Source organism: Caballeronia sp. LZ029 (assembly GCF_031451275.1).
In the GTDB taxonomy this organism is placed as follows: domain Bacteria; phylum Pseudomonadota; class Gammaproteobacteria; order Burkholderiales; family Burkholderiaceae; genus Caballeronia; species Caballeronia jiangsuensis.
Map to the genome: position 1 here is coordinate 2,379,036 of NZ_JARUXO010000001.1, position 23,762 is coordinate 2,402,797.

18 protein-coding genes are annotated in these 23,762 nt (G+C 63.0%); 9 read left to right on the forward strand and 9 right to left on the reverse strand.

The features are described from left to right. Nucleotides 1–52 precede the first annotated feature (52 nt). Genes QCE73_RS11270 through QCE73_RS11280 form a run of 3 tightly spaced genes read left to right on the forward strand, consistent with a single transcriptional unit; the run spans nt 53 to nt 3,531 of the window. Complete coding sequence (locus QCE73_RS11270) at nt 53–1,474, forward strand: UbiA family prenyltransferase (protein WP_035500909.1); 1,422 nt, start codon at nt 53–55, stop codon at nt 1,472–1,474. Between the two features lie 3 nt (nt 1,475–1,477). Beyond that, nucleotides 1,478–2,794: an FAD-binding oxidoreductase gene (locus QCE73_RS11275; RefSeq protein ID WP_309881241.1), complete on the forward strand. Its 1,317-nt coding sequence runs from the start codon at nt 1,478–1,480 to the stop codon at nt 2,792–2,794. Beyond that, entirely contained in the window at nt 2,791–3,531 is a 741-nt protein-coding gene (locus QCE73_RS11280) for an SDR family oxidoreductase (protein WP_309881243.1), read from the forward strand. The genes QCE73_RS11275 and QCE73_RS11280 overlap by 4 nt, the downstream gene beginning before the upstream one ends. A gap of 1 nt (nt 3,532) precedes the next feature. Here QCE73_RS11280 and QCE73_RS11285 read toward each other — a convergent pair whose 3' ends face one another. After that, a complete protein-coding gene (locus QCE73_RS11285; RefSeq protein WP_035500904.1) occupies nt 3,533–3,931 on the reverse strand; it encodes a GtrA family protein in 399 nt (132 codons plus the stop codon). Between the two features lie 104 nt (nt 3,932–4,035). On the opposite strand from QCE73_RS11285, the gene QCE73_RS11290 reads away from it, so the two are divergent. Beyond that, entirely contained in the window at nt 4,036–4,899 is an 864-nt protein-coding gene (locus tag QCE73_RS11290) for an FkbM family methyltransferase (RefSeq protein WP_309881244.1), read from the forward strand. A gap of 11 nt (nt 4,900–4,910) precedes the next feature. On the opposite strand, the gene QCE73_RS11295 is transcribed toward QCE73_RS11290, so the two are convergent. Further along, nucleotides 4,911–6,344, reverse strand: a complete 1,434-nt coding sequence (locus tag QCE73_RS11295) for a DUF2142 domain-containing protein (RefSeq protein ID WP_309881245.1) — start codon at nt 6,342–6,344, stop codon at nt 4,911–4,913. A 352-nt stretch (nt 6,345–6,696) separates the two neighbouring features. Between QCE73_RS11295 and QCE73_RS11300 the strand changes: the two genes are divergently transcribed. From QCE73_RS11300 to QCE73_RS11315, 4 genes are all read left to right on the forward strand, one after another. Next, nucleotides 6,697–7,647, forward strand: a complete 951-nt coding sequence (locus QCE73_RS11300; RefSeq protein WP_035500899.1) for a glycosyltransferase family 2 protein — start codon at nt 6,697–6,699, stop codon at nt 7,645–7,647. Next, nucleotides 7,640–8,056: a GtrA family protein gene (locus tag QCE73_RS11305; protein WP_309881246.1), complete on the forward strand. Its 417-nt coding sequence runs from the start codon at nt 7,640–7,642 to the stop codon at nt 8,054–8,056. Before QCE73_RS11300 ends, QCE73_RS11305 begins: the two co-directional genes overlap by 8 nt. Beyond that, nucleotides 8,017–9,972 carry a hypothetical protein gene (locus tag QCE73_RS11310; protein ID WP_309881247.1) on the forward strand — a complete coding sequence of 652 codons (1,956 nt, stop codon included), beginning with the start codon at nt 8,017–8,019 and terminating at the stop codon, nt 9,970–9,972. The genes QCE73_RS11305 and QCE73_RS11310 overlap by 40 nt, the downstream gene beginning before the upstream one ends. A gap of 200 nt (nt 9,973–10,172) precedes the next feature. After that, nucleotides 10,173–11,897, forward strand: coding sequence for a polysaccharide pyruvyl transferase family protein (locus QCE73_RS11315; protein ID WP_309881248.1), 1,725 nt, complete (start codon nt 10,173–10,175; stop codon nt 11,895–11,897). A gap of 29 nt (nt 11,898–11,926) precedes the next feature. Here the strand turns inward: QCE73_RS11315 and QCE73_RS11320 are convergent, their stop codons facing one another. The 5 genes from QCE73_RS11320 to QCE73_RS11340 form a co-directional block, all read right to left on the reverse strand. Further along, complete coding sequence (locus QCE73_RS11320) at nt 11,927–14,116, reverse strand: glycosyltransferase (RefSeq protein ID WP_309881249.1); 2,190 nt, start codon at nt 14,114–14,116, stop codon at nt 11,927–11,929. Nucleotides 14,117–14,125: 9 nt separating this feature from the next. After that, nucleotides 14,126–15,421 (reverse strand): hypothetical protein, encoded by a 1,296-nt coding sequence (locus tag QCE73_RS11325; RefSeq protein ID WP_309881251.1) that lies wholly within the window; start codon nt 15,419–15,421, stop codon nt 14,126–14,128. Nucleotides 15,422–15,460: 39 nt separating this feature from the next. Further along, a complete protein-coding gene (locus tag QCE73_RS11330; RefSeq protein ID WP_309881252.1) occupies nt 15,461–17,638 on the reverse strand; it encodes a glycosyltransferase in 2,178 nt (725 codons plus the stop codon). 165 nt (nt 17,639–17,803) lie between these two features. After that, on the reverse strand, nt 17,804–18,517 hold the full coding sequence (locus QCE73_RS11335) for an ABC transporter ATP-binding protein (protein ID WP_035500883.1): 714 nt from the start codon (nt 18,515–18,517) through the stop codon (nt 17,804–17,806). 3 nt (nt 18,518–18,520) lie between these two features. After that, nucleotides 18,521–19,339, reverse strand: a complete 819-nt coding sequence (locus tag QCE73_RS11340) for an ABC transporter permease (protein WP_309881254.1) — start codon at nt 19,337–19,339, stop codon at nt 18,521–18,523. A gap of 730 nt (nt 19,340–20,069) precedes the next feature. Between QCE73_RS11340 and QCE73_RS11345 the strand changes: the two genes are divergently transcribed. Continuing rightward, the gene (locus QCE73_RS11345; RefSeq protein WP_309881988.1) at nt 20,070–21,917 is read left to right on the forward strand and encodes a glycosyltransferase family 2 protein; all 1,848 of its coding nucleotides are present in this window, start codon (nt 20,070–20,072) and stop codon (nt 21,915–21,917) included. Nucleotides 21,918–21,935: 18 nt separating this feature from the next. Here QCE73_RS11345 and QCE73_RS11350 read toward each other — a convergent pair whose 3' ends face one another. Continuing rightward, complete coding sequence (locus QCE73_RS11350) at nt 21,936–22,871, reverse strand: glycosyltransferase family 2 protein (protein WP_309881255.1); 936 nt, start codon at nt 22,869–22,871, stop codon at nt 21,936–21,938. After that, nucleotides 22,853–23,752 (reverse strand): dTDP-4-dehydrorhamnose reductase, encoded by a 900-nt coding sequence (rfbD, locus tag QCE73_RS11355; RefSeq protein WP_309881256.1) that lies wholly within the window; start codon nt 23,750–23,752, stop codon nt 22,853–22,855. Before rfbD ends, QCE73_RS11350 begins: the two co-directional genes overlap by 19 nt. Nucleotides 23,753–23,762: the final 10 nt, after the last annotated feature.

The following is a 23,762-nucleotide window of genomic DNA, read 5'->3' on the forward strand; positions in this document are numbered from 1 at the left end:
TGGTTCGGACTGGGCGCGCTGTGGGCTTAACCGATCACCTGACGTGAATTGTATGAACAAGCCCATTGTCGTCGATCTCGACGGTACGCTGATCCACTCAGACATTCTCGTCGAGAGCGGATTCGCCTTCCTGAGGTCGTTTCCGCAGAGATTCTACAAACCGCTGCAATGGCTATCGAGCGGCGGCAAGCCCGCACTGAAGTCGCGGCTCGCTGAACATGTGAGCATCGACGTCACGACCCTGCCCTACAACACGCAGGTCGTGAACTGGCTGCGGGAGATGCGCGCCGCGGGCCGCACGATCGCGCTCGCCACGGCGAGCCACGAGACGTTCGCGCAGCGGATCGCGGAGCATCTCGGCATCTTCGATCGCGTGTTCGCCACCGACGAGCATGTGAATCTGTCTTCGCATCGCAAGCGCGACCGGCTCGTCGCGGAGTATGGCGAGAAGGGTTTCGACTACGTCGGCAATTCGCGCGACGACATCGCCGTCTGGGCCGCCGCCGATCGCGCGTACGTGGTCAATCCGCACGCGGGCGTGGTGCGCGCGGCGTCGAAACACGACAACATCGAAAAGGTCTTCGAGAATCGCCAGCCGACGCTCAAGGTCTGGGCAAAGTCGCTGCGTCTGCATCAGTGGCTGAAGAACGTGCTGATTTTCGTGCCGCTGCTCGCGGGACATCAGTTGAAATCGCCGACTGCGATCGGGTTCGCGGTGCTCGCGTTCTTCGCGTTCGGGCTGTGCGCGTCGAGCGTGTATCTGCTCAACGATCTGCTCGATCTCCAGGACGACCGCCAGCATCCGGTGAAGCGCAAGCGCCCGCTCGCCGCCGGCACGATGCCGCTCGCGTGGGGCGTGGCGCTCTGCCCTGTCCTGCTTGCCGCCGCGTTCTCGATCTCGCTCACGTTCCTGTCGTGGAAGTTCAACGCGGCCCTGCTCGGCTATTACGTGCTGACGCTCGCCTATTCGCTCGCGCTCAAGCGCCAGGTGATGATCGATGTCGTCGTGCTCGCCGCGCTCTACACGACGCGCATCGTCGCCGGGGCCGCGGCGATCCACATCCCGCTCACCTTCTGGCTGCTGGCTTTTTCGATGTTCGCGTTCCTGAGCCTCGCGCTCGTGAAGCGCTACACCGAGCTTCACGCGATGATGAAGGCCGGCCGCGACAGCGCCCGTGGGCGCGGCTATCTGGCGAGCGATCTCTCGATCGTGTCGTCGCTCGGGACGTCGTCGGGCTATATCTCGGTGCTCGTGCTCGCGCTGTATATCCAGGACGAGCGCACCACGATGCTCTACCGGCATCCGCAATTCATCTGGATGGTCTGTCCGCTGATGCTCTACTGGTTCAGCCGGACATGGGTTATCACGCATCGCGGCAGAATGAACGACGATCCCATCGTGTTCGCGGCGCGCGATCGTATGAGCCTGCTCGTCGTCGCGCTGTGCGGCGTCGCGTTCTGGCTCGCGATCTGACCGATGAGCGATCTGCTCTCCTGGGGCCGCTACCCGCATCTGCCGCAGACGGCGCACGCAGCGCACTGGCGCGACGAAGCGCAGACGCGCTGGCACGACGTGCAGAGCGCGCACGGCACGACGCTCGCATTCGGCAACGGCCGCAGTTACGGCGATGTCTGCCTCGCCAGTTCGAATCACGTGTTCCAGACGCTCGCGCTCGATCGCATCATCAGCGCCGACTGGATGCGCGGAATCGTGCGCGCGGAGCCTGGCATCACCTTCGAGCAGATCCTCGCGATCGCGGTGCCGCGCGGCTGGATGCTGCCGGTCACGCCGGGCACGAAGTACGTGACGCTCGGCGGCGCCATCGCCAACGATGTGCACGGCAAGAATCATCACGTGCGCGGCACGTTCGGGCGACACGTGCGCGCGTTCGGCCTCGCGCGCAGCGACGGCACGTTGATCGAATGCTCGCCCGAATCGAACACGGAACTCTTCAACGCGACGATCGGCGGCCTCGGGCTCACCGGTCTCATCCTGTGGGCCGAATTCTCGTTGATGCCGATTCGCACGAGTCTCATCGACGTGACGAGTATCCGCTTCGGCAAGCTCGACGAGTTCTTCGATCTGTCGGAGGAGTACGACGCGAAGCATGAATACTGCGTCGCGTGGGTCGATTGCGCGAGCCGCGGGCCCGCGCTCGGACGCGGCATTTTCATGGCCGGCGATCATGCGATTCACGGCTCGCTCGATGTCGATGAACGCAACAAGCGCCGCGTGCCGTTCACGCCGCCCGTGTCGCTCATCAACGGCCTCACGCTGCGCGCGTTCAACGAACTGTATTACCGCAAGCAGCGCAAGCCGATCGAGATTTCGCGCGTGGGCTACGACGGATATTTCTATCCGCTCGACAGCCTGCTCGAATGGAATCGCATCTACGGGCCGTCGGGATTTCAGCAGTATCAGTGCGTCGTGCCGGCGGCGAGCGCGCGCGATGCGGTCCGCGCAATGCTCGATCGCATTTCATCGAGCGGCACGGGTTCGTTTCTCGCGGTGCTCAAGCGTTGCGGGGACATTCCATCGCCGGGACTGTTGTCGTTTCCGATGGAAGGCACCTCGCTCGCGCTCGACTTTCCGCAGCACGAAATGCGCAACTCGTCACTCTTCGGCGCGCTCGATACGATCGTGCGGGAAGCCGGCGGACGCATCTATCCGGCCAAGGACGCGCATATGTCGGGCGCCGATTTTCGCGCCGCCTATCCTCGATGGCAGCAACTCGAATCGCTTCGCGATCCCGCGATGCTGTCGCATTTCTGGAAACGAATGACCGGCCTATGAAGAACATCGTCATCGTGGGCGCCACGTCCGCCATCGCCATCGCCTGCGCGCGCGAATGGGCCGCCAAAGGCGCGCGCTTCTTTCTCGTCGCGCGCAATCAGGAGCGCATGGAGCAGGTCGCCGCCGATCTGACCGCGCGCGGGGCTGCTGCGGCGACTGTGCATCGGCTCGATATCGACAGGCTCGACGATCACGCCGCGATGCTCGCCGACTGCGCCGCGCAGATGGATTCGATCGATATCGTGCTGGTTGCGTCGGGTACGCTGCCGGATCAGGCGGTCTGCCAGAACGATCCTGCCGTCGCGGTGCGCGAGTTCCATACCAATGCGCTTTCGCTGATCGCGCTGCTCACGCCGATCGCCAATCGGCTCGAAGCGCAACGGCATGGCACGCTGGCGGTGATTTCATCGGTGGCGGGCGATCGCGGGCGGCCGTCGAATTATCTGTATGGCAGCGCGAAGGCTGCGTTGCAGGCGTTTCTCGAAGGCTTGCGCGCGCGGCTTTTCAAGGTGGGCGTGCATGTGGTCGATATCAAGCCGGGCTTCGTCGCCACGCCGATGACCGCGGGTCTGCCGCTACCGGGGCCGCTCGTCGCGACGCCGGAGAAGGTCGCAAAGGATATCGTGCGCGGAATCGACAGGAAGAAGGACGTGCTTTATACGCCGTGGTTCTGGTGGGGGATCATGCTGATCATTCGCAATGTGCCTGGCTTTCTGTTCAAGCGAGCGTCGCTCTAGGTCAGGCGAAGGTGCGGAAGACGTAGCGCTTGTCGAGACGGTACTTGATCACGTAGCCGATCGCCAGGCCGATGCAACCGCCGACGTAGCGCATTTCGGCAGTCCCGAAGATGTGATTGAAGCCGAATTCCACGCCCCAGAAGATCGCGGTCGTGACGAGGCCCATCGTCACGTAGAGCGTGAACATGGTCGCGTCGTGGCGCGCGTTCTCCGCCTTGAAGCGGAAGATCCATTTCTTGTCGAGCACGTATTTCACGACGAGACCGACGCCCGTGCCGATGAATACCGAGAGAAGGATGTGCCATGGGCCGGTGTAGAGGCGTGTGGTGAGGTCCTGGGCGCCGATGTTGGCGGCAGTCGCGATGGCGGCGAAGAAGGTGTAGAGCAGGGCGAGTTGCATGGGTCCGGTACAGAACGATTGTTGGGCAAACGGCGGCATGGAAGCGACGGAGCCCGTATTATTGGGTCTCTGCCGGTCCCTCATCCTGCGGTCAGGAGACGCTCATGTTACGTGGCATGATCAAGGAAGTCGCCTGCAGCATCCCGACAGTTCGTCGTGTTTTCGAGCAACGCGACACCGCAATGGCGCAAGCTGAAGCGGCTCGACGCCAGTTACAGGATGCTCAGCGAGAAGCGGCGGAACTTTCCTCGGAGCTCAGCGCGCTGACGGGCGGCGGCGTCGAAGGCTCCGCTCAGGAAGTTCTCCCGGAGTATTCCAAGGCCGGCTTTTCGCACTGGGGCGAGGATTTCATTGTCGAGTTCATTTTTTCGAGTGTGATGGATGGTCGTTACCTCGACATCGGCTGCTTCCATCCGGCGCTGTATTCGAACACCATGCGGCTTTACAGGAAAGGCTGGAGCGGCGTGAACGTCGATCCCAATCCGTTCATGATCAAGCAATGTCTTGCGATGCGTCCGCGCGACGTGAGCCTGAACAAGGCTGTCGGCAAGGAACACGGAAGCATCGAGTACTACAGCTTCCACGATTGGGCGTCGAGCAACACCGCATCACCGGAATTCGCCCGCGTCATTGCCGAGAATCAGAATCTCGATATGCCGGTGGGAAAGTCGGTCGAACTCGTGACCCTCTCGGAGATCATGGCAGAACATTTTTCGGATCGCACGCCCGAGTTCGTGAATATCGACGTGGAAGATCTGGATGTCGATGTCCTTCAATCAGGCGACTGGTCGCGTTACAGACCAAAGGTCATCGCGATCGAGGACATCAAGTTTTCCTCTGATGCCCCGGATGATTCCGCGATTTATCGATTCCTCAAAGCGCAAGGTTATCGGATGTTTTCGCGCTGCGTCTATACGAGCTTCTTCATCGAAAAGGACTTCAACGCGAATTCATTCCAGTTTCCCTGATTGCTACGCCATCAGTGCAGATAGAAGCGCTCGATCACCGCTTCGATCAGACGTACGAACGTATAGCAAGGAAACAGGACGACGCACGTCATGACCACCAGACGCATTCGCGGCCACAGGTTCGTCGGCCCGCTCGTGCCGATGGCGGGAATGGCTATTCCCAGGAGCGGAGCGAGCGCAAGAAAATAGCGCCCCTGAACGCCGTCCACGATGTTCTTCTGAACCGGCGTCCACGCGAGATAAAGCGAGCCGAAAATCATCGCGATGCTGATCAGCAACGGGATGAGGATCGTCATGCGCTGCATGGCGCGTGGCGGTGCAGATTCGCGATCGCGCAAGGCCACGCTCAGGAACGCCGCGATCAACATGACACATGCGGCCTTGTAATATCCGACGCCGAGAAATGTATCCAGCCAACCGAGAATGCCGACGAAGCTGGTGAAATAAAACGCGCCCTGCACCCGCAACGTCTCGACCGCGATCGATACGACAGCCGAAGGCGTGTGCAGCAGATAAGACAACTGGCCAGCGACGGAATGCTCCGGCCCGAAGTTCGACCATGCACGAAACCCGAACAGGACGATTCCCGCCACGGAAGCCGCGGCGCACGCGAGAAACAGCATGAGGCGTCGGCCGAAACGATAAGCACCCTCTTCGTCCATCACGATCGTCGGAACGAAAAAGAGGAACAGCAACCCCGCGTATGGAGGACGGGCAGATGCGCACACGGCCAATACCGCGACGAGTCGCCATCGCCAGCTTGCGGAGAGCGGCTGTCCGCTCGCGCTGAAGCGATCGATATACGCGGCGAGAAGCAAGCACAGCGGAAGAATCGTTATTTCCTGACTGACCGATGAATAGATCATCAAGGTCGACGGCAAAAGCGCGAGCGCAAAGAGCAGCGGCGCGACTCTGGGCGCGATTGCGATCGCCCATGCTGTAAGCGATACGCTGATCAGCAAGTCGACAAGACACACGGCGATATAAACGTCTCGTATCTTGACGTCGAACGCGCGTCCGAGCGCGAGCACGATGGCTTGCGGCACGTACGTGTACGCCGGATAAATCGACGTGTTCGGAAACTCGGCCCGTGCAGTCGAATCGGACCATCGAAGGCGATTGGCGCGTTGCCGCATGTCGTCGGTTGCCTTGACGTCCGGATGGAACGGAATGACCGAATAGATATCCGAGAACTCGATTGCCGATTTATCCACTTCGCCGCCGGATGTGCCGTCGAATTTCTGCCCGAAAGGCGTGCCGGATGAAATCTGAATCGCCCGCTCGAAATGAGCGATGGCATCGGGTGTCTGAAAGGGCGGCGTCGCGAATACGAGAAACACGCCGACAAACAGCGCATAGAGCACGTACAGCTTATAAAGGGTTCGGCCGCTGCACAGGCGGCGCGACGGTTCGACGGCCGTGGCGGCCCCATCATTCAAATGCACCGCTTCATCTCCGAGAGTCGCAGGCGTGCGGAAGAAAATATTGCGAAGTCACCGCGAGCGCGGGGACGGCCGATCAGCCGAAGCGGCTCGCCGGGCGAACGGAGAAACCACCTGCCCGAAAGGACGCGCCAGTGTACAGCAAGACTATCCGTCGACAGCCCCGGCCAACCCCATGCTTCGAAACGGCATGCGGTGTGCCGCGGTGGAAATTGCGATTGTTTCTCATCGTGTTGGGAATGCGCTAACATTCCGCGCATCCTTTCTTATATTTTGCGGATTTTTTCTTATCGCCGCGAAAAATTATCACGTGAAAACCGTTTTACAAGCAAAAATTGACGCCGCAAGCCGCCATATGAGCAATAAATCTACACCGCGCGTAGCAGTTGTCGTGCCTTGCTATAACGAGTCGGCCGCTATCGCCACCGTCGTTCGCGACTTCAGGGCGGCTCTGCCGGAGGCGGAGATTTATGCTTTCGACAACAACTCGACGGACGGCACCGCGAAGGTCGCCCGCGCCGCCGGCGCCCGGGTCATTGCGGTGCCGCTGCAGGGCAAGGGCAACGTCGTGCGCAGAATGTTCGCCGATGTCGATGCCGACGTATTCGTCATGGTCGACGGCGACGCCACTTACGACGCATCGGCTGCGCCTCAGCTCATCAGGATGCTCGTCGAGAACCGGCTCGACATGGTCGTCGGCTCGCGCCTGTCCGATGAGCAAACCGCGTATCGGCTGGGGCATCGCCTGGGCAACGTCATGCTGACGGGATGTGCAGCCACCATCTTCGGCAGAACGTTCAAGGACATGCTCTCGGGTTATCGCGTGTTTTCGCGCCGTTACGCGAAGACCTTCCCCGCGCACTCGGCCGGCTTCGAAATCGAAACGGAGCTCGCCGTTCATGCGTTGAGCATGCGTATGCCGGTCGCCGAGGTCGTGACGCAATACAAGTCGCGTCCGGAAGGTTCCGCGAGCAAGTTGAACACTTATCGCGACGGCTTCCGGATCCTGATGACGATCCTCAAGCTCTTCAAGACCGAAAAGCCGCTGGCGTTCTTTTCCGCGGGCTTTGTCTTATGCATGTTGCTGTCGGTCGGACTCGCCGTTCCCGTCTTCGAGACTTTCATCGAAACGGGGCTGGTGCCGCGCATTCCAACCGTGATCCTGAGCAGCGGACTGATGTTGCTGGGCGCGATTCTGCTCATCTGCGGCATCGTGCTCGATACCGTGACGCGCGGACGCTATGAGAACAAGCGCTTCGCGTATCTCGCCATTCCGGCGTTACATCCGGACAGTGACGATGCCTAAGATCCACCGCGAATTCATTACTTTCGCGTTCGCCGGCGTGATCGGCTTTGTGGTTGATAGCGGCGTTCTGTATCTCATGCTGTGGTTCGGCGCCGGGCCATACGTCGGGCGCCTCGTGTCGTTTCTGAGCGCGGTTTTCGCGACGTGGCAGATCAACCGCCGCTTCACGTTCACCGGTGCGCGACGCGCGCGTTCCGTATGGCGCGAAGCGTATGAATACCTGCTTGCGATGCTGGTCGGCGGGGTCTTCAACTACGCAACCTACGCGGCCACCATCAGGCTGCTCAGCGACAGCCCCGCGCGCCCGCTGATCGCGGTGGCGGCGGGATCGATCGCCGGAATGTTCGTCAACTTCATTATCGCGAAAGTATGGGTGTTCAGGACTCACAGACTCGAGCGCAGCAGATAGCGGAAAACACGCCGCCGGGCCATCGGCGCTCGCGCGCGCTCTCGCTCATCATCGCGGGCATCGGGCTGGCGGGCTTCTGCTTCAATTTCGCGGCTTTCTATCCCGGTCTGATCAGTTCGGACTCCGGCGACCAGTATCTTCAGGCGGTTCATCACACATTCTCCGACTGGCATCCCGTCTTCATGGCGCTGCTCTGGTCCTGGATGCTCAACATCGTTCCGGGCGCGCTCGGCATGTTGATGCTCATCTCGGCCGGAATCTGGGGAGGCGCGACCTGCTTTGCCCTGGAGTTGCGCCATAGATGGGGATGGTCGAGCTTGCTATGCTTCGCAGTTCCGCTATTGCCGACGTGCCTCAACTTCTCTGGCCTCGTCTGGAAGGATGTCCTGCATGCGGCGTTCTGGTGGGCTGCCGCGGGCCTTCTGTTCCGAAGCCGCTGCATCGCCATCCGTAGCGGCAAAGGCGCGCCGTGGTCTCTTTCGGCGGGCGTCATTCTGCTCCTGTGCGGTGTTCTGATACGGCCCAACGGAATCTTCGCCGCGATACCGCTTCTGATGTGGGCGCTGCATCGCCGCTCGATATCGAAGACGCTGATCGGCACGCTGCTATGCGTCGTGGGCGTTGCCGCGATTTCGACGGCCCTGAACGCGGCGTTGAACGTGACGCGAACTCACGCCATCTCGTCCGTCCAGGTGTATGGCCTCGGCGGAATGTCCTACTACACCGGCGAGAATCTCCTTCCGGGCCGATGGTCCGCAGAACAGACGCAAATGCTCGTCAGGAATTGCTACAGGCCGCACGCCTGGGACAATTACTCGTGGTCGACGGGACACTCGTTCGACGACTGTCAGTTCGTCCTGGCGGGACTTCAGGCGCAGCAGTTGTGGGGCAGCAAACTGTTGATGACCCGGTGGGTCACGGCAATCGCGCATCATCCTGCGGCTTTCCTGCGCAGCCGCCTCGCGAGCTATCAATACTTTCTCAAGACACCGGGATTGAGAACGTTCCTCGATGCGCCCAGCACGATCTCGGCGGGCGAGATCGTCCCCGCTCACCTGAACCCGGTCGCACGACTGATCAACCGATACACGACTTTCGGCGTAAGCAAGCCGCCATCGGTGCCCGTGTACTGGGCCGCGCTCTGCGCGATCGGCCTGCTTGTCCAGGGATTCCTCTGGGAGAGAAGTTCCGCGTGCGGGAGGTTTGCCTTCGTGCTCGCCTGCTCGGCGGCGATCTATACGCTCACCTACTTCCCGATCGGTGTTGCATCGGACCTTCGCTACTTTTACTGGTGCTATATCGCGATCGCGCTCGCGGTCATACTCTTTTTCGCGGAGTGGTCGACCGGGCGACCCGCATCGAACGAAAGGATCGGACGGTCGATCGGAATCAGGGCAAGCGCCGCAACGCTGGCGACAGGCCTCATCTTCACGGCGCACTTTCCCGCGAACTGGCTCATGAGCACGGCGCCAATCTCGATCACGGCCACGGGTGAGCGCAATGCCGCGTCCTCGAACAGCGAGGTATGGCTACAGCAGATTCGCGACGCGGACGGCGGCGTCACCGCGGGCGCGCTGTCGAGGAACTGGAGTTTCATCGACGGTGCGTGGTATTCGGCGGGTCATCCTGCAAGTACGTCGACGTGGCGGGATCAGGGCAGCGGCGTGGCGACGACATTCGTCTTCAAGGCTCAAGGCCAGTCGGGCATCGTGCGCGTTCAGTCTTCCGGTTTTGACGAGACCATCGATCTCTACTCGCCCGACTCCGGCTCGAAAGACATAACGGTTCCGCTGGTGAGACGGGACGACGCGCCGCTTGCCTATCTGATGACATTCCTGAGCTTGCTGCTCGTCACCATACTGGCTCTGACCCGTCTCGGCGGACGTGTTTTCGAAGACGCCAGCAGACCGCGCTGACTCGCCGCCTTCGGAAGTGCCCGCGCCAATGAGCATCGTTCTGCCAAGCTTCAGGAGCATGAACCGATGCCCGATTTTCGCCGCACGCGGCAATCTAGTAGACTAGCCGTTTCGCTTTAGCCGCGTCTGTCAGAGACGCGTATCGATCAGATCAAGATGCCCACTGCCGCGCAGACGCGCGTCGTTTAGGCCACGGACCCATGCAATCATTCTGTTGTTACTGCGACGAAGCAAGCCTCGCGACTCTCGAAAGTCTCGACGAAAAAATTTTCCTGGTGGGCAGCGATTTCGGCTATCCGAACTTCGGCGACATCGCGCAATTGATGAGCACCATTGCGCTGCACCGACGTCTCGGCCGACACAAGATCGTGCTCATCATGGCCACCGACGCCATCGGCAACGCTGATTTTCCCGAGTTCGCGCGCCGCACCTACGGCGCCGACGCAGTCGTCTTCATGTCACCGGTCGCGCACGATTTCGCGGACAGCGGACTGGTTCTCCAGCGCGTTCGGGCCGTGCGCAATGTAGGCGCATTGCATCTGTACGGCGGTGGATTCTTCAACGATCAATGGGGCGAATACGTCGTCGGCATCGTCGAGTATCTGCTTGAATCGGTGCAGCCCGTGCTTTATTTCGCTTCGGGTTTACAGGTCACTTCGCCCTTCGAATCGAAGGTGCTGGATCACATCAGGAAGTGTCGGCCTGCATTGTTCGGTGTGCGAGACGAGCTCTCGTATCAATGGCTGTCGGCCACCGGATATGAGCCCTCATTCTCATTCGACGACGCCGTCGAAGAGTTGCAGACGCTTACGGCGAACCTGCCTCTGCGTCGAGGCAAGGGCCTGTTGATGCACATGAACGTCTCCGGGTATACGGGTAACGCAACGAACCCGTCCGGCATCCCGCGCGAACTGGCCGTCCTCGCGTCGAGCGCCGAAGCGCGTTCGGGCACGACGGTACTGCAGGCTTATGGCGATCGCCGTCTGGAAGTGTTCGACGCGCGAGAAGCGATCAAGGAACTCGAACGAGCGTTTCCGTTTTCGGACTACCGCATTCTGGAGCTCTCGCGGCTCGCGTTCGAAGGATGGCCGTCGCTTGCCGCTCCCCTTGAAGGCGCCATCGGCTATTCGTCGTCGTATCACGTCACGCTCTGGCTGCAGCTCGCCGGGATTCCGTGCTGGTTGCGCGGCAGCAACCTCTATTATCAGCAGAAGCGTCACGCGTTGCAGGTCGAACAGGACTTCGATGCCTTCATGCAGGATCCGCATCTCGCCGATCATTCGACGAATCTGGAACGGCGCAGCGCGTGGCTCGCGCAAGTCGAAGACGTGATTCGGCGCGCTCCGTCGCTGATGCGGCAAAGCGCACTTCCCTACCCGGACGAGCCCGCGCCTTTGCCCTGGCGATTCAAGGGCAACCGGATGCGGCAATGGCTCGAACAATCGAAGCGGCAGGAGCAGAGAATCGGAGCGCTGGATGCGCAAGTGGGCGAACTGCATTCGCTCCTCGGTTCCGAGCGCCAACGGGCCGACGCACTCAATGAAAGAGCCGAAGCCCTCAACGAACGAGCCGAAGCCCTTAACGAACGAGCCGAAGCCCTCGCCGAGAGAGCCGAAACCCTCAACCAAAGGGCCGAAACCCTCGATGTCCAGCTCGGCGAGCTGACCCTGACCAATCAGGCAGCGCTCCAGCGCGAGCAGGACGCGATCGGCGAAGCGGAAGGCTTGCGCTCCCAGTTGAACGCGCTGAATCAGCAACTGGCCGCGGTGGAAACGCAGCGCAACGCCGTCGCGGCAGAGAATCGGCAACTGCTGAACTCTCGCACGTGGCGTCTGACCAAGCCGTTGCGCTTCGGCGCCAGCGTGCTCCGCGGCGACTGGGCTTCGGCGCGCGCACGCATGCGCCGCATGTTCGACAAGTCGTGACTCTCGAAGCGGCGTCGCTGCGTGAAAGACTACGCAGGACGCCGCAGACGCCGCCGCACGGCGCGGGCGAGTCTCACACCTTTGAGCGCGATGGGCGCCGCCCACGGCGCGTTGCGGCGCGTCCAGTCCTGCAGCCTCAACGCAGCGGCCACCGCGCGGCTGCGCTGGAAGTGATCCAGCCGCGCCTGCATCGTCTCGATCTGCTCCGACAAAGATTCCACGCTGCCGCTGTCCGCGCTCCCGCTCTCCATCACATAAAGCGGCATACGCAACACGCCCGTGCGCAACGCCTTCTTGCGCATCAGGTCGTGATACAGCCACCGATGACGCGCAGCGCGCTCCGGCGTGTGAAACATCGACTCCTGACGACGCCGGTAGAAGAAGTGAATGCCGCTCGTGACGATGAAGCGCTTGCCCGCGGCCGTCGCCCGCATGTACAGATCCCAGTCCTCGTACGCCTCGAGTTCCTCGCGATATCCGAGTTCGCGCAGGGTCCGCGTGCGCGCAAGACACGTCGCCGTGGAGAACCGGTTCTCGTACATGCCCGCCGCCGCGGCTTCGCCGTAGAACACGGCGTAATCGGTGAACGCCACCTGCGTGCCGATCGCCCCTTCGTCGGCATCCAAGAAGAAGCCCGTCTGCGGGATCACGAAGTCATAGCCAGGCCGCGCATTCAGCGCACCCACCGCCATTTCGATGAAGCCCGGGCTGATCAGATCGTCGGCGTCGAGCGTGAGCACATACTCGCCGCTCGCGTGGCGCAATGCGACGTTACGCGTCGCGGCAAGTCCGAGATTCATCTCGTTGCGCACGATGCGCAGACGCTCGTGAACGCCCTCCAGCCGCTCGATCGCCACCTGGCTGAAACGGTCCGTCGAGCAGTCGTCGACGACCACGATCTCCACGTTCGCATACGTCGACGCGAGCACGGAATCGAGAGTCCGGACCAGATAATGTCCCAGGTTGAAATGCGGCACCACCACGGACACCAGCGGCATCGAATCGACTGACGCCGGCGCCGCATCCGCGCGACGCGCCGGCGCAAGCGTCCACGGCGCGGGCGTTTGCGGAACGCGCACCACGTCGCGCGCGCCCCCCCTGACCGCCCGTCCGAGCGCCGCCGCGAGCCCCGGCGCGCTGCCGTCGAACTTGATGCTGTTGACGTCATCGATCCACGGCGAATGATCGCCGAACGCCGGGTTGGTACCGTTCAGCACGCAGATGCCGCCGGACATCGACGCCTCGTAGGCCGCGAGGCAAAAGGATTCGAACGGCGACGTGAATACGCAGACCGCGCGCGACACGGCGCCATGCCGCTCGGTCGTGCTCAGCTTGTCCAGAAACTGGAAGCGTCCGCGAAGGTCGGCCGGCACCATGCGCTCGATGCGCTGCTGATACTTCTGGTCGGACGCATGGGCGGCGAACACGATCGCACCGCGATAGTCCGGGTTCGCGCGAAGGAAGCCGCAACATCCCCGCACGAACAATTCCGGGCGCTTGAGGTGCTGAATCTTCGACGAGAACACGATGTTCGTGTCACCCGACGGCTCGATGGAGTGCTCGGCGACCGCGCCGATATCCAGCACCACGGGCGACGCATGAAGCACGACGCGCGCGTTCCAGTCGTCATCGGCGAAGGCGAAGAAAGTCTGCACCGCGCGCGCCACTTCGGGCAGTTGCGCGACGATCAGATCGCAATCGGCGAGCGCCTTGCGCTCCAGGTCGTAAACCGCGAGCCCGCGCTTGTCGACCGGGCGGCTATCGACGTCCGCAAGCAGGCTGTCCGCCGTATGGAGCCTGACGGCGAGCACGGTATCGGCGAACGCGCGGCCCAGCAGCTTCTCCTGGATCGACGCGAAGCCCAAGCCGCCCCAGTCTTGAAACTCCACATAATCGAGTTTGCTTTCCGCCGCGAGCCGAAGCAGTCCCTGCAATGCGCGGACCGAATGCCAGTGCCAGTCCGTATCCGTGAAGGCCCATTGCGGCGGATAGCTGATGCCATCGTCATCGGCAAGCCGATAGCTCTCACGGGACGCGACGATCAGCCTGACCTTCGGATAGAGGATCGCGAAGCGCGCGGCATCGCACTCGTCGCCGACCCAGACGACGGCAGTGCGCGACAACTCCTCCTCGCTCGACACCGAAAGCATGTTCGCGATCGACCGGCCAATGCCACCGTGCGTGAAAGGAAACAGTTCTGTCGTGACGAATACTCTCATTGGCCGCCTTCAAATCTCGAGAAATTCCATATACCGCTGGCGCGACAGCTCAAGCAACGCGCCTTTGTAGTCGGTCATCATATCTTGCAGTTCCTGCGCCTCGATGCTCAGCACACTGTCGATGCGACGGCCCACGTCCTCGACGCTCATCGGATTGTCGACCGCCGTGGCGCGCACGTACGCATGATCTTCCAGGCCGTCCAGAAAGAGCGGACCGCGCACGCAAGGCGTACCGACCGACATCGCTTCGAGGTCCACCATCGGATGGCAGTCGATGGTCGTCACATTCAGGACGATGTCCATCGTCGCCATCATTTCGAGCATGCTCGTGTGATCGCGGTAAGGCACCTTGCGCACCTTCGGCGCAAGCCACGAGGGCAGATCGAAGTTCTTCGCCACAACAAAAATCTCGCCGACCCGATCGACGGTCTGCGCGGCCAGCACATTGGTCGCGAGGTTCTTGCGCAAGTCGTTCCACGACGGCGCGAGAGCGCTGCAATGCTCGCTGCGGTGTGAGCGATGCGCGACCGCGCCATCGGCGAAGCGCGGCGGCATGTTCACGAGCTGAGGCGCGAAATTCCGTTCGCCGACGATCGCGCCGAGGCCGCGCCGGATCGCGCTGAAGCGCCGGACCTTGCCTTCACGCGCCATTTGAATCGCGGATTGCGCGAAGCGGCGCTCGTCGTCCCACACCCACTGCGTCGTCGTGCCGTGCCAGACCAGATATTGCTGGTCGTATCCGGCTTGCGTCAGCGCGCGCGAGAGCGCGTACATCGGATCGGAGATGCCGTGCATGACGAGCTTTGCAATCCTGTGCTTCTGCAAGAGCCCGATGATGAGTTCGATTTCCTGCACCGGCAATCCGTTCGCCGACGGAATCGACAGCTTCCAGCCGGGCAGCGCGCCCACGGCCGAGCGCATGCCGACCCAGTCGTGATGAAAGATGTGGCAGACCGCCTGGAAACGCTCGTCGGGGTTGGCGTACATCGTGTCGCGCGTCGCCTGCCATTCGAACGTGCGCTCCGCGGGAAACGCGCGCGCAAAGCTCACGCCGGCGGCGTCGTCGCTCGTTTCGGGCACCGAGTGGATCGGTTGAGACTCCTGATGTGCCTGCGCCAGCGTCTGATACAGCCGCTTGCGCAAGTCCTGCCCGTCCCGCAGCAGTTTCATGGCGCGCTGCTGCTCCTCGACGGTACGCTGCAACGCCTCCGCCTTTCTGGCGAGGGCCGCATTTTCTTCGGCAAGGTCCTGCAGACGGCCCTCGAGCTGCGCGAGCTCGCGATCGTTCTGATTAGAGGTTGTCATACGCAATCCTGATGTCTTCGGCCTTGAACTGCGCGGCCATCATTTTCCACGACGCGCGGCGCGTGCCTTCGTCAAAAAGCCGGCGGTACGTCCAAGGCCCCGCAGCACGGGTTTCGGCAAAAGATTCGCGAACGCGCGCACGCGCAGCGCCGCCTTCACGAATTTGCTGTTCTGATACGCGGCCAGTTGCGCGCGCGCGAGCGCCAGCGCGTCGCTGTCGGCCGCCGCTTCGACGACATACATGGGCAAGGTGTTCAGCCCGATCGTGATGTTCTTGCGGCGCACGATGTCGTGGTAGTACAGGCCGACGCGGCGCAGCGCCGCCTCGCTGTGGATCATCGAACCGGCGCGCCTCCGGTAGTAAAAGTGCACCGCGTTCGTGACGATGAAACGCCGGCGCGCCATGACCGCGCGCATGTACAGGTCCCAGTCTTCGTACGCGCTGAGCGATTCATCGTAGGCCAGGCCGCAAAACGCGTCGACGCGCCCCATGATCGTCGCAGTGGAAAAGCGGTTCTGCAGCAGTCCGGACGCGCGCGCCTCGCCGACGAACGTCATGCACTGCGGCCACGGCGCTTGCGCCGGATCGGCACCGGACGTGTCGTCGAAATAGGCGGTCTGCGGCACGACGAACGACACTTCGGGATGACGCCCGAGCGCCTTCACCGCGATCGGGACGAAGCGCGGATCGATCAGATCGTCGGCGTCGAGCGTGAGCGCATACGTGCCGCGCGCATGCGAGAGCGCAACGTTGCGTGTGGCCGCAAGCCCGAGATTCTGCGGCGAGCGGACGACGCGAACGCGAGGGTCTGCATTCGCAGTCAGACGCTCGACGACTTCGACGCTGTGCGCATCCGTCGATGCATCATCGACCACGACGACCTCGAGATTCGCGTAATCCGACGCCAGCGCGCTTCGCACGGTGTCCTCGAGATAGGCGCCCAGATTATGGTGAGGCACGAGAACGCTGACCAGCGGAAGCTCCGCGCGGGCGGGAGCCGGTTCAACCTCGCGCGCTGCGCTCGACTCCCACGGGCACGCATGCGCTGCGGACCGCGCGACGGCCAGCGCGGTGCGCGCGTCGAACGCTTTTGTCAGCGCCCGCGAGAGATCGGCGGGCGCGCCGTCGAACTTGATGCAGTTCTCGCCATCGACCCACGGCGTCGCGTCGGCGAACGCGGGATTCGACCGGTTCACGAGGCACAGCGCGCCGGCCAGCGACGCTTCGTACGCGGCGAGGCAGAACGACTCGAACGTATTCGGGAATACGCAGACCGACCGGCGGATGAGCGCGTGCCGCGCCTCGCTATCCGCGGCAAATTGGAACGTGAAGCGGTGCGCCAGATCGTCCGGCACGAGACGACGGATCTCGTCGCGATAGGCGGCGTCGGGCGCCGCCGCCATCAGATGCACGGTGCCGCGATACTCGGGATGCTTGTGCAGGAAATCACTGCATCCGCGCACGAAGACGTCGGGCCGCTTGATCCGCTGAACCTTCGACGAGAATACGATCGGCGTGTCGCTGTCCGGCACGATCGACGATGACGCGGCAGCGCCGTGATCGAGCACGACCGGCGGCGCATCGATCACGAGCCGGGGCAGCCATTCGTCGTCGGCGAAGTCGAAGAACGTCTGCATCGCGCGTGCGGTGGCGCTCACCTGGCCGATCACGACATCGCAATCGGCGAGCGCCTTGCGTTCGAGATCGTAGAGCGCGAGCGATGTGCGGTCGATCAGATTGGCTTCCGTCGCGTTCAGCACACTGCTCGAGGTATGCAGGCGCACGGCAATCGTCGCTGTTTCGAATGCGAGCCCGAGCCGCTTCTCCTGCACCGAGGCGAACGCGACCGCGCCCCAGTCGGGAAACTCCACGTAGCGCAGCGGACCGTGCTTGCGTTCGAGACGCTTCAGCGCCTGCATCGCGCGAACGGAATCCGCGTGCAGCGCGTGAGTCGTGTATTGATCGGCCGGAGGATAGCGAAAGCCGTCGTCGCGCTCCGTATAAGTTGCAGGCGACGCATCGACGAGCAACACACCCGGGAAGCGCGCCGCGAATCTCGACGCTTCGATCGGCGCATCGAGGAACACGACCGCGATGCGCTCGGCATCGCCGCTCGTGGAACGGACCGCGTCGAGCATGTTCGCCAGCACGCGGCCGATTCCGCCCTGTGTGAAGGGAAACAACTCGCGCGTAACGAAAACGATCAAACCCGGCATAGACCACTCGATTTTTGACTGGGATTTCCCACGGTTCGCGACGCCGGATCACGCCGCGAGCGTGCTACCCGGTATCCGCGCACGAAGGCATCACGGCGATGGCCCGCGGGCCGAGCCGGACTCGTCGGCGTCGCGCCCGCCGCCCCGCGCCCGGGCACCCGGAAATCAGATGCGACGCACGTCCTTGACCGTGCCATGCTCCAGCTCGACGATCACGTTGCAGAGATCCTCGATGATCTTCGCGTTATGCGACGCCAGCACGAGAATATCCGCCTTGCCGACGAACTCCTGCATGTGCGCCTCGGCCTTCTTGACGAAACTCGCATCGCCCACGGAGAGCCACTCGTCCATGAGAAGAACGTCGGCATGCACGCTCGTGACGATCGCGAAGGCGAGGCGCAGCACCATACCGCTGGAATACGTGCGCACCGGCATGTCCAGATAATCGCCGAGTTCGGAGAATTCGGCGATTTGCGGCGTGAGGCGCAGCATGTCCGCCTTCGACGCGCCCAGAATCAGGCCGCGCAGCACGATGTTCTCGTAACCGGTGGCTTCGTAATCGAGCCCGAGCGTGAGATCGAGAAGACTCGTCACGCGTCCCTGCGACTGAAACGAGCCCGCCGTCGGCTCGTAGATGCCCGCGAGCAGCCGCAAAAGCGTCGTCTTGCCCGCGCCGTTATGGCCGACGAGACCCACGCGATCGCCCGCGCTCACTTCGAGGCTGACGTTGCGCAACGCCTCGACGACGGTCAGCTTGCGGCTGTCCGCGGCGATGCGTCCGCCGGTCGCGGCCGACAACACCATCTGCTTGAGCGAGCGATTGCCCGCGCCATAGACCGGCAGATGCAGGCTGCAGTTTTCGAGTTTGAGGAATGCCATGTCTTAGATCCAGAACGCGATGCGAGAACGGAAGCGGATGAAAAGTGGAATCGCGATCGCATAGAGGATCAGGGTCGTGATGCCGGCGCCGATATAGATCTTTGGATTGAGCCCCGCGCCGTACATCGGCGCGCGCACGAGTTCGACGAACATGTAGAGCGGATTGAAGTCCACGACGTACGCACGATGACCGAGCGCCGACGGCTTCCAGAAGATCGGCGTGAGAAAGAACGCCAGTTGCACGACGCTGCCGACGATTGGCTGCATGTAGCGACAGCGCGCGCAGAAAATGCCGAGAATGATGTTGAGCGGCACCGCGGCGATCACGATGATGAGCAGCCCGGGAATCGCCATCAGCCATTCGAGGCGCGGCGCGAGCCTCAGGTAGAGCATCACCGGGATATACGCGAGGACGTTGTGCGCAAAGAAAAGCACGTTGCGATAGACGGTGCGGTACACGTGCAGCGTGATGGGCAGGCGCACCGATCGCACGATACTGTCCGAGCCGATGAACACCATGCATCCGTCGAGGATGAGCGTCGAAATGAGGCCCCACGTGATGATGCCGAGCGCGAGGTAAGGAACGAATTCCTCCATGCTGATGTTCAGCAGCGCGCCGTAGAGCGGGCCCATGCCGGCGATCGTCACCACCATGGTGAGTGTGATCCAGAACGGCCCGAGCACCGAGCGCCGGTAGCGCTGGCGGATATCCTGCCACGCGAGCGTCGACCAGATCGGGTAGGCATGAATGCCGTCAACCACGTCGCGCGAGGCGAGGACTGCTTTCGTCTCGCCGCCTCGTACCGAAATTTGTTGTTGCATTGTAAAGTTAGACCCTTTTTGATTCCAGATAGCGGTTCCGCGATGGGGCCATGGTAGCCCGGAGCGCACCTGGCGGTGGCGCGGATGAGCCGCGATGAACGGAACGGAGTGCGGCCCGCGCCGCGCGACCGGCGCACTGGAAGGGCTGCCGGCCTGAATATCGAGGCCGTATTGTAATAGTCGAGACCCCGAAGTTCCAACGTGCGTACGCCGCACACCGCGGCGAGGCCGTTCGTTCTCGACGGTGTTCGGACCGCCCGCCCCGTATCCGGGTTCACCCGCGTTACTTTTGGAAGCACTTTCCCGCCGCCCCGCCGGCCGGAGCTCAGGCGGCCCTCCGATATAATTTGCAATCCGCCCGAGAAACGGCACTGCACCCCCAGGCTGCGGGCCGCCCGCACCCCGAATGACTCCAGACACTTCGCGCGACACACCGTCGTCCCCGCACAACACCGATCCGTCGCAGGAGCGCGGCGCGCGCGAAGCGTCGGATGCCGAGCGCATCGCGGCGCTCGAAACGACGGTCGCCGATCTGCAACGCAAACTGACGTCGTCCGGACACGCGAATTCGGCAATCGAGGATCAGCAGAAAACCATCGCGTTGCTGGAAGCGGAACTGACCGCACTGCGCATGTCGATGTCGTGGCGGGTCACGGCGCCGTTGCGGGCGGCGTCCGTGCGGGCGAGTCAGGCCAATCGGTCGGTCGAGTCGGCGGCGCACGCCATCCGGATGCGCGGCGGACTGCGCGCCGCGCTCGCGCACTACTACGCGATCTGGCGCAAGGAAGGCATTGACGGCATCGTGCGGCGCGGGCGTCGCATTCTCGCGAGCGAGCAGCTCGAAGACAGCCCCGAAGCTTACGCACGCTGGATCGAACAGTACGACACGATCGACGAGGCCAAGCGCGACAGCCTTCTCGCGCGAGCACGGGCACTGCCGAGGCAGCCGCTGATCTCCGTTCTCGTCCCGACTTACAACAGCAACGTTGCGCTGCTGCGCGCGATGATCGAGTCGGTGCAGGCGCAGGTGTATTCGCACTGGGAACTGTGCATCGCCGACGATGCCTCGCCCGACCCCGAGGTGGTCACGGTTCTGCGGGACTACGCCGCGCGCGACGCCCGCATCAAGATCGCCCTGCGCGAGCAGAACGGCCACATCTCCGAGGCGAGCAACAGCGCCCTCGCGCTCGTCACGGGTGAATTCGTCGCGCTGCTCGATCACGACGACATCCTGCCCGAGCACGCGCTCTATCAGGTCGCCGCGGCGATCAACGCGCATCCGCGCGCGCGCCTCTTCTACAGCGACGAGGACAAGCTCACGCCCGAGGGCCGGCGCAGCGCGCCTTACTTCAAGAGCGACTGGAATCCCGAGCTTTTCCTCGTACAGAATCTGTTCTCGCATCTCGGCGTGTACGAAACGGCGCTGGTGCGGCAGGCCGGCGGCTTCCGCAAAGGCTTCGAAGGCAGTCAGGATCACGATCTCGCGCTGCGCTGCATCGAGATCGCCGGACACGACGCCGTCCATCACATTCCGCATGTGCTCTATCACTGGCGCATCGTGCCGGGCAGCACGGCGGGCGCCGGCACGGAAAAGCCCTACGCCCTCACCGCCGGCATCCGTGCGGTCGAAGAGCATCTCGCGCGCACCGGCGTGCAGGGCGCGGTTTCCCAGCTCGCGAGCGATATCGGCATCCTGCGCGTGCGTTATGCGCCCCCTTCGCCGGCCCCGCTCGTTTCCATCGTCATTCCGACCCGCGATGGCGTCGAGTTGCTGCGCCAGTGCATCGAGAGCATTTTCGCGAAGAGCACGTATCCGAACTTCGAGATCATCGTGGTCGACAACGGCAGCATGAAGCCCGAGACGCACGCGTATTTCGACACGCTGCGCGCGCGGGCCGCCGTTCGCGTGATCCGCGACGACCGCCCGTTCAACTTCTCCGCGCTGAACAACGCGGCCGTGAAGCTCGCCGCGGGTGAATTCGTCTGCCTGCTGAACAACGACATCGAAGTGATTTCGCCCGACTGGCTCGAAGAACTCGTGTCGATCGCGGCGCAGCCCGGAAACGGCGCGGTCGGCGCGTGTCTCTGGTATCCGAACGATACCTTGCAGCACGGCGGCGTCGTGCTGGGCCTGGGCGGCGTCGCCGGCCACATGCACTACAAGATGCGACGCGGCGCTTTCGGTTACTTCGGCCGCGCGGTCGCCGTGCAGAACATGTCCGTCGTGACGGCGGCATGTCTCGTGATCCGCAGGTCGATTTACGAGGAAGTCGGCGGCCTGGACGAGGATTTCGCCGTGGCCTTCAACGATGTCGACTTCTGCATCCGCGTGCGCGAAGCGGGTTATCGCAACGTGTGGACGCCGCACGCCGAGCTTTATCACCACGAGTCGGCGACGCGCGGTTCGGACATGGCGCCGGAGAAATTCCAGCGCTTTCAGCGCGAAGTGCGCCTGATGGAAAGCCGCTGGGGTGACGCCCTGCTGCGCGATCCGGCCTACAACCCGAATCTTTCGCTCGACACGTCCAGGCGGCCCTTCGCGCTCGCCGACGATCCGCGCATCGGCCAGTTCGACTGAAGGCGCGCGCCCGCGCGTTCAGGCCAGCGGGCCGAGACGCCCGATCAGGCCATGCCACAGGCCTCGCAGTGACATCTTCACGTGCGTGCGGCCGTCGGGGACGAAGCACGCATAGATCACGAGGCGCACCGGCAGCTTGATGAGCTCGGTGGATTTCCATTTGCACGGCACATAGCCGCGCTTGAGCAGCGTGACGGCGTTCCTGAACAGGTAGTAATGCCGCACGGGACTGTGCATCGGATAGTTGCGGCCGAACGCGCGCACGGGTTCTTCACCGAGTTCGTGAGTCATGCTGATCCACGGCACGCCCAGCACGCGGAAACCTCGCGATTTCGCGCGAATGCACCACTCGGTATCGACGAAATCGATGAAAAGCGCATCGTCCATCGGACCGACGTCGCGCCAGCAGGCGAGATTCACGCACGAACCCGAGCTGATGAGAAAGTCGACGTCGAGCGGTGCGTCGCCGGCCGGCATCACGCGCTCGAGTCTGAAGTACCCGAAGCGCACGAACGGCGCGACACCACGCAGGCGAGCATCCTCGTAGGCCGGTCCGACGAGCGCCACCCGTTCGCGCCGCGCAATGCACGCCCGCATCACGTCCGTCAGACCGCCGATCAGTTCGAGCGTCGATTCGCTGTCCTGGTCGAACAGCATGGCGAGCTCGTAACCGTCGGCAATCAATCGCTCGATACCTTGATTGAGCGCCGTCGCAATGCCGACATTCGCGTTGTTCGGCAGATAGATTACGGCATCGTCGAGCAACGCCTTCGTGCGTTCGCTTTCCTCGGGCACGGGCGTATTGTCGATGACCACGCACCGGCACCAGCGCGCAAGCCGGTTCGCCCGCTCGATGCAGCCCGAATCCGGGTGATAGAAGACGATGACGGCGCCGAGTCCCGCGAGGCGCGCTTCGCAAGCCTGATCCGCCACGTTCAGCGCGACGCCAGACACAGTGCGAGCGCTTCGCGCCAGTCCGGCGCGGCGAGCCCGAACGCGCGGGCCAGCCTGCCGCCATCCAGCCGGGAATTCAAGGGGCGCCGTGCGGGCGTCGGATAATCCGACGACGGAATCGGAATCACGCGCGGCGGATGCTCGAGCCGCGCTTCGGCGAAGATCGCTTCGGCGAAACCTGCCCACGACGTCGAGCCGCCCGACGTCAGATGATAGACGCCGCTCTTCTCGCGTGCCCAGTCAGCCAGGCTGGCGTCGTGCGCGAGGCCCTGCGCGATAACGGATGCGGTCAGCGCAGCGATGGTCGCCGACCAGGTCGGTGCGCCGATCTGATCCGCGACGACGCGCAGTTCGTCGCGCTCACCCGCGAGCTTCAGCATCGTCAGAAGAAAATTGCGGCCGCGCTGCCCATAGACCCAGCTCGTGCGAAACACCAGATTCGATGCGCCCGAAGCGGCGATGGCCTGCTCGCCCTCGAGTTTGGTCGCGCCGTAGACGTTTTGCGGATTGGTCGCGTCGTCTTCGCGATAGGCGTGGGTCGCCGTGCCGTCGAATACGTAGTCGGTCGAATAATGAACGAGCAAAGCGTCGAGGCGCTTCGCTTCGTCGGCGAGCACCGCGGGCGCTTCCGCGTTGATCGTGCGCGCGGCCGCTGTATCGCTCTCGGCCTGATCCACCGCGGTGTACGCAGCGGAGTTCACGATGACGTCGGGCTTCACCGACCGAATGCACGCGCGGATGCTGACCGGATCAGCGAGGTCGAGCGCGGCGCGGTCCGCCGCGACGATTCGCCCGAGTCCTTGCAGCGAGCGTCTCAGTTCGAAGCCCACCTGCCCGTTCACGCCCGTGACGAGGATCGTGCGTGGCGCCCGTGCGGTCATGACTTTCTCT

Bases quoted from the DNA above. Each gene is read 5' to 3' on its own strand.
- QCE73_RS11280 (WP_309881243.1), top strand. From the start codon at position 2,791: ATGAAGAACATCGTCATCGTGGGCGCCACGTCCGCCATCGCCATCGCC.
- QCE73_RS11305 (WP_309881246.1), top strand. From the start codon at position 7,640: ATGCCTAAGATCCACCGCGAATTCATTACTTTCGCGTTCGCCGGCGTG.
- QCE73_RS11315 (WP_309881248.1), top strand. From the start codon at position 10,173: ATGCAATCATTCTGTTGTTACTGCGACGAAGCAAGCCTCGCGACTCTC.
- QCE73_RS11340 (WP_309881254.1), bottom strand. From the start codon at position 19,339: ATGCAACAACAAATTTCGGTACGAGGCGGCGAGACGAAAGCAGTCCTC.
- QCE73_RS11275 (WP_309881241.1), top strand. From the start codon at position 1,478: ATGAGCGATCTGCTCTCCTGGGGCCGCTACCCGCATCTGCCGCAGACG.
- QCE73_RS11345 (WP_309881988.1), top strand. From the start codon at position 20,070: ATGCGCGGCGGACTGCGCGCCGCGCTCGCGCACTACTACGCGATCTGG.
- rfbD (WP_309881256.1), bottom strand. From the start codon at position 23,752: ATGACCGCACGGGCGCCACGCACGATCCTCGTCACGGGCGTGAACGGG.
- QCE73_RS11285 (WP_035500904.1), bottom strand. From the start codon at position 3,931: ATGCAACTCGCCCTGCTCTACACCTTCTTCGCCGCCATCGCGACTGCC.
- QCE73_RS11320 (WP_309881249.1), bottom strand. From the start codon at position 14,116: ATGAGAGTATTCGTCACGACAGAACTGTTTCCTTTCACGCACGGTGGC.
- QCE73_RS11300 (WP_035500899.1), top strand. From the start codon at position 6,697: ATGAGCAATAAATCTACACCGCGCGTAGCAGTTGTCGTGCCTTGCTAT.
- QCE73_RS11270 (WP_035500909.1), top strand. From the start codon at position 53: ATGAACAAGCCCATTGTCGTCGATCTCGACGGTACGCTGATCCACTCA.
- QCE73_RS11335 (WP_035500883.1), bottom strand. From the start codon at position 18,517: ATGGCATTCCTCAAACTCGAAAACTGCAGCCTGCATCTGCCGGTCTAT.
- QCE73_RS11330 (WP_309881252.1), bottom strand. From the start codon at position 17,638: ATGCCGGGTTTGATCGTTTTCGTTACGCGCGAGTTGTTTCCCTTCACA.
- QCE73_RS11310 (WP_309881247.1), top strand. From the start codon at position 8,017: ATGGGTGTTCAGGACTCACAGACTCGAGCGCAGCAGATAGCGGAAAAC.
- QCE73_RS11290 (WP_309881244.1), top strand. From the start codon at position 4,036: ATGTTACGTGGCATGATCAAGGAAGTCGCCTGCAGCATCCCGACAGTT.
- QCE73_RS11325 (WP_309881251.1), bottom strand. From the start codon at position 15,421: ATGACAACCTCTAATCAGAACGATCGCGAGCTCGCGCAGCTCGAGGGC.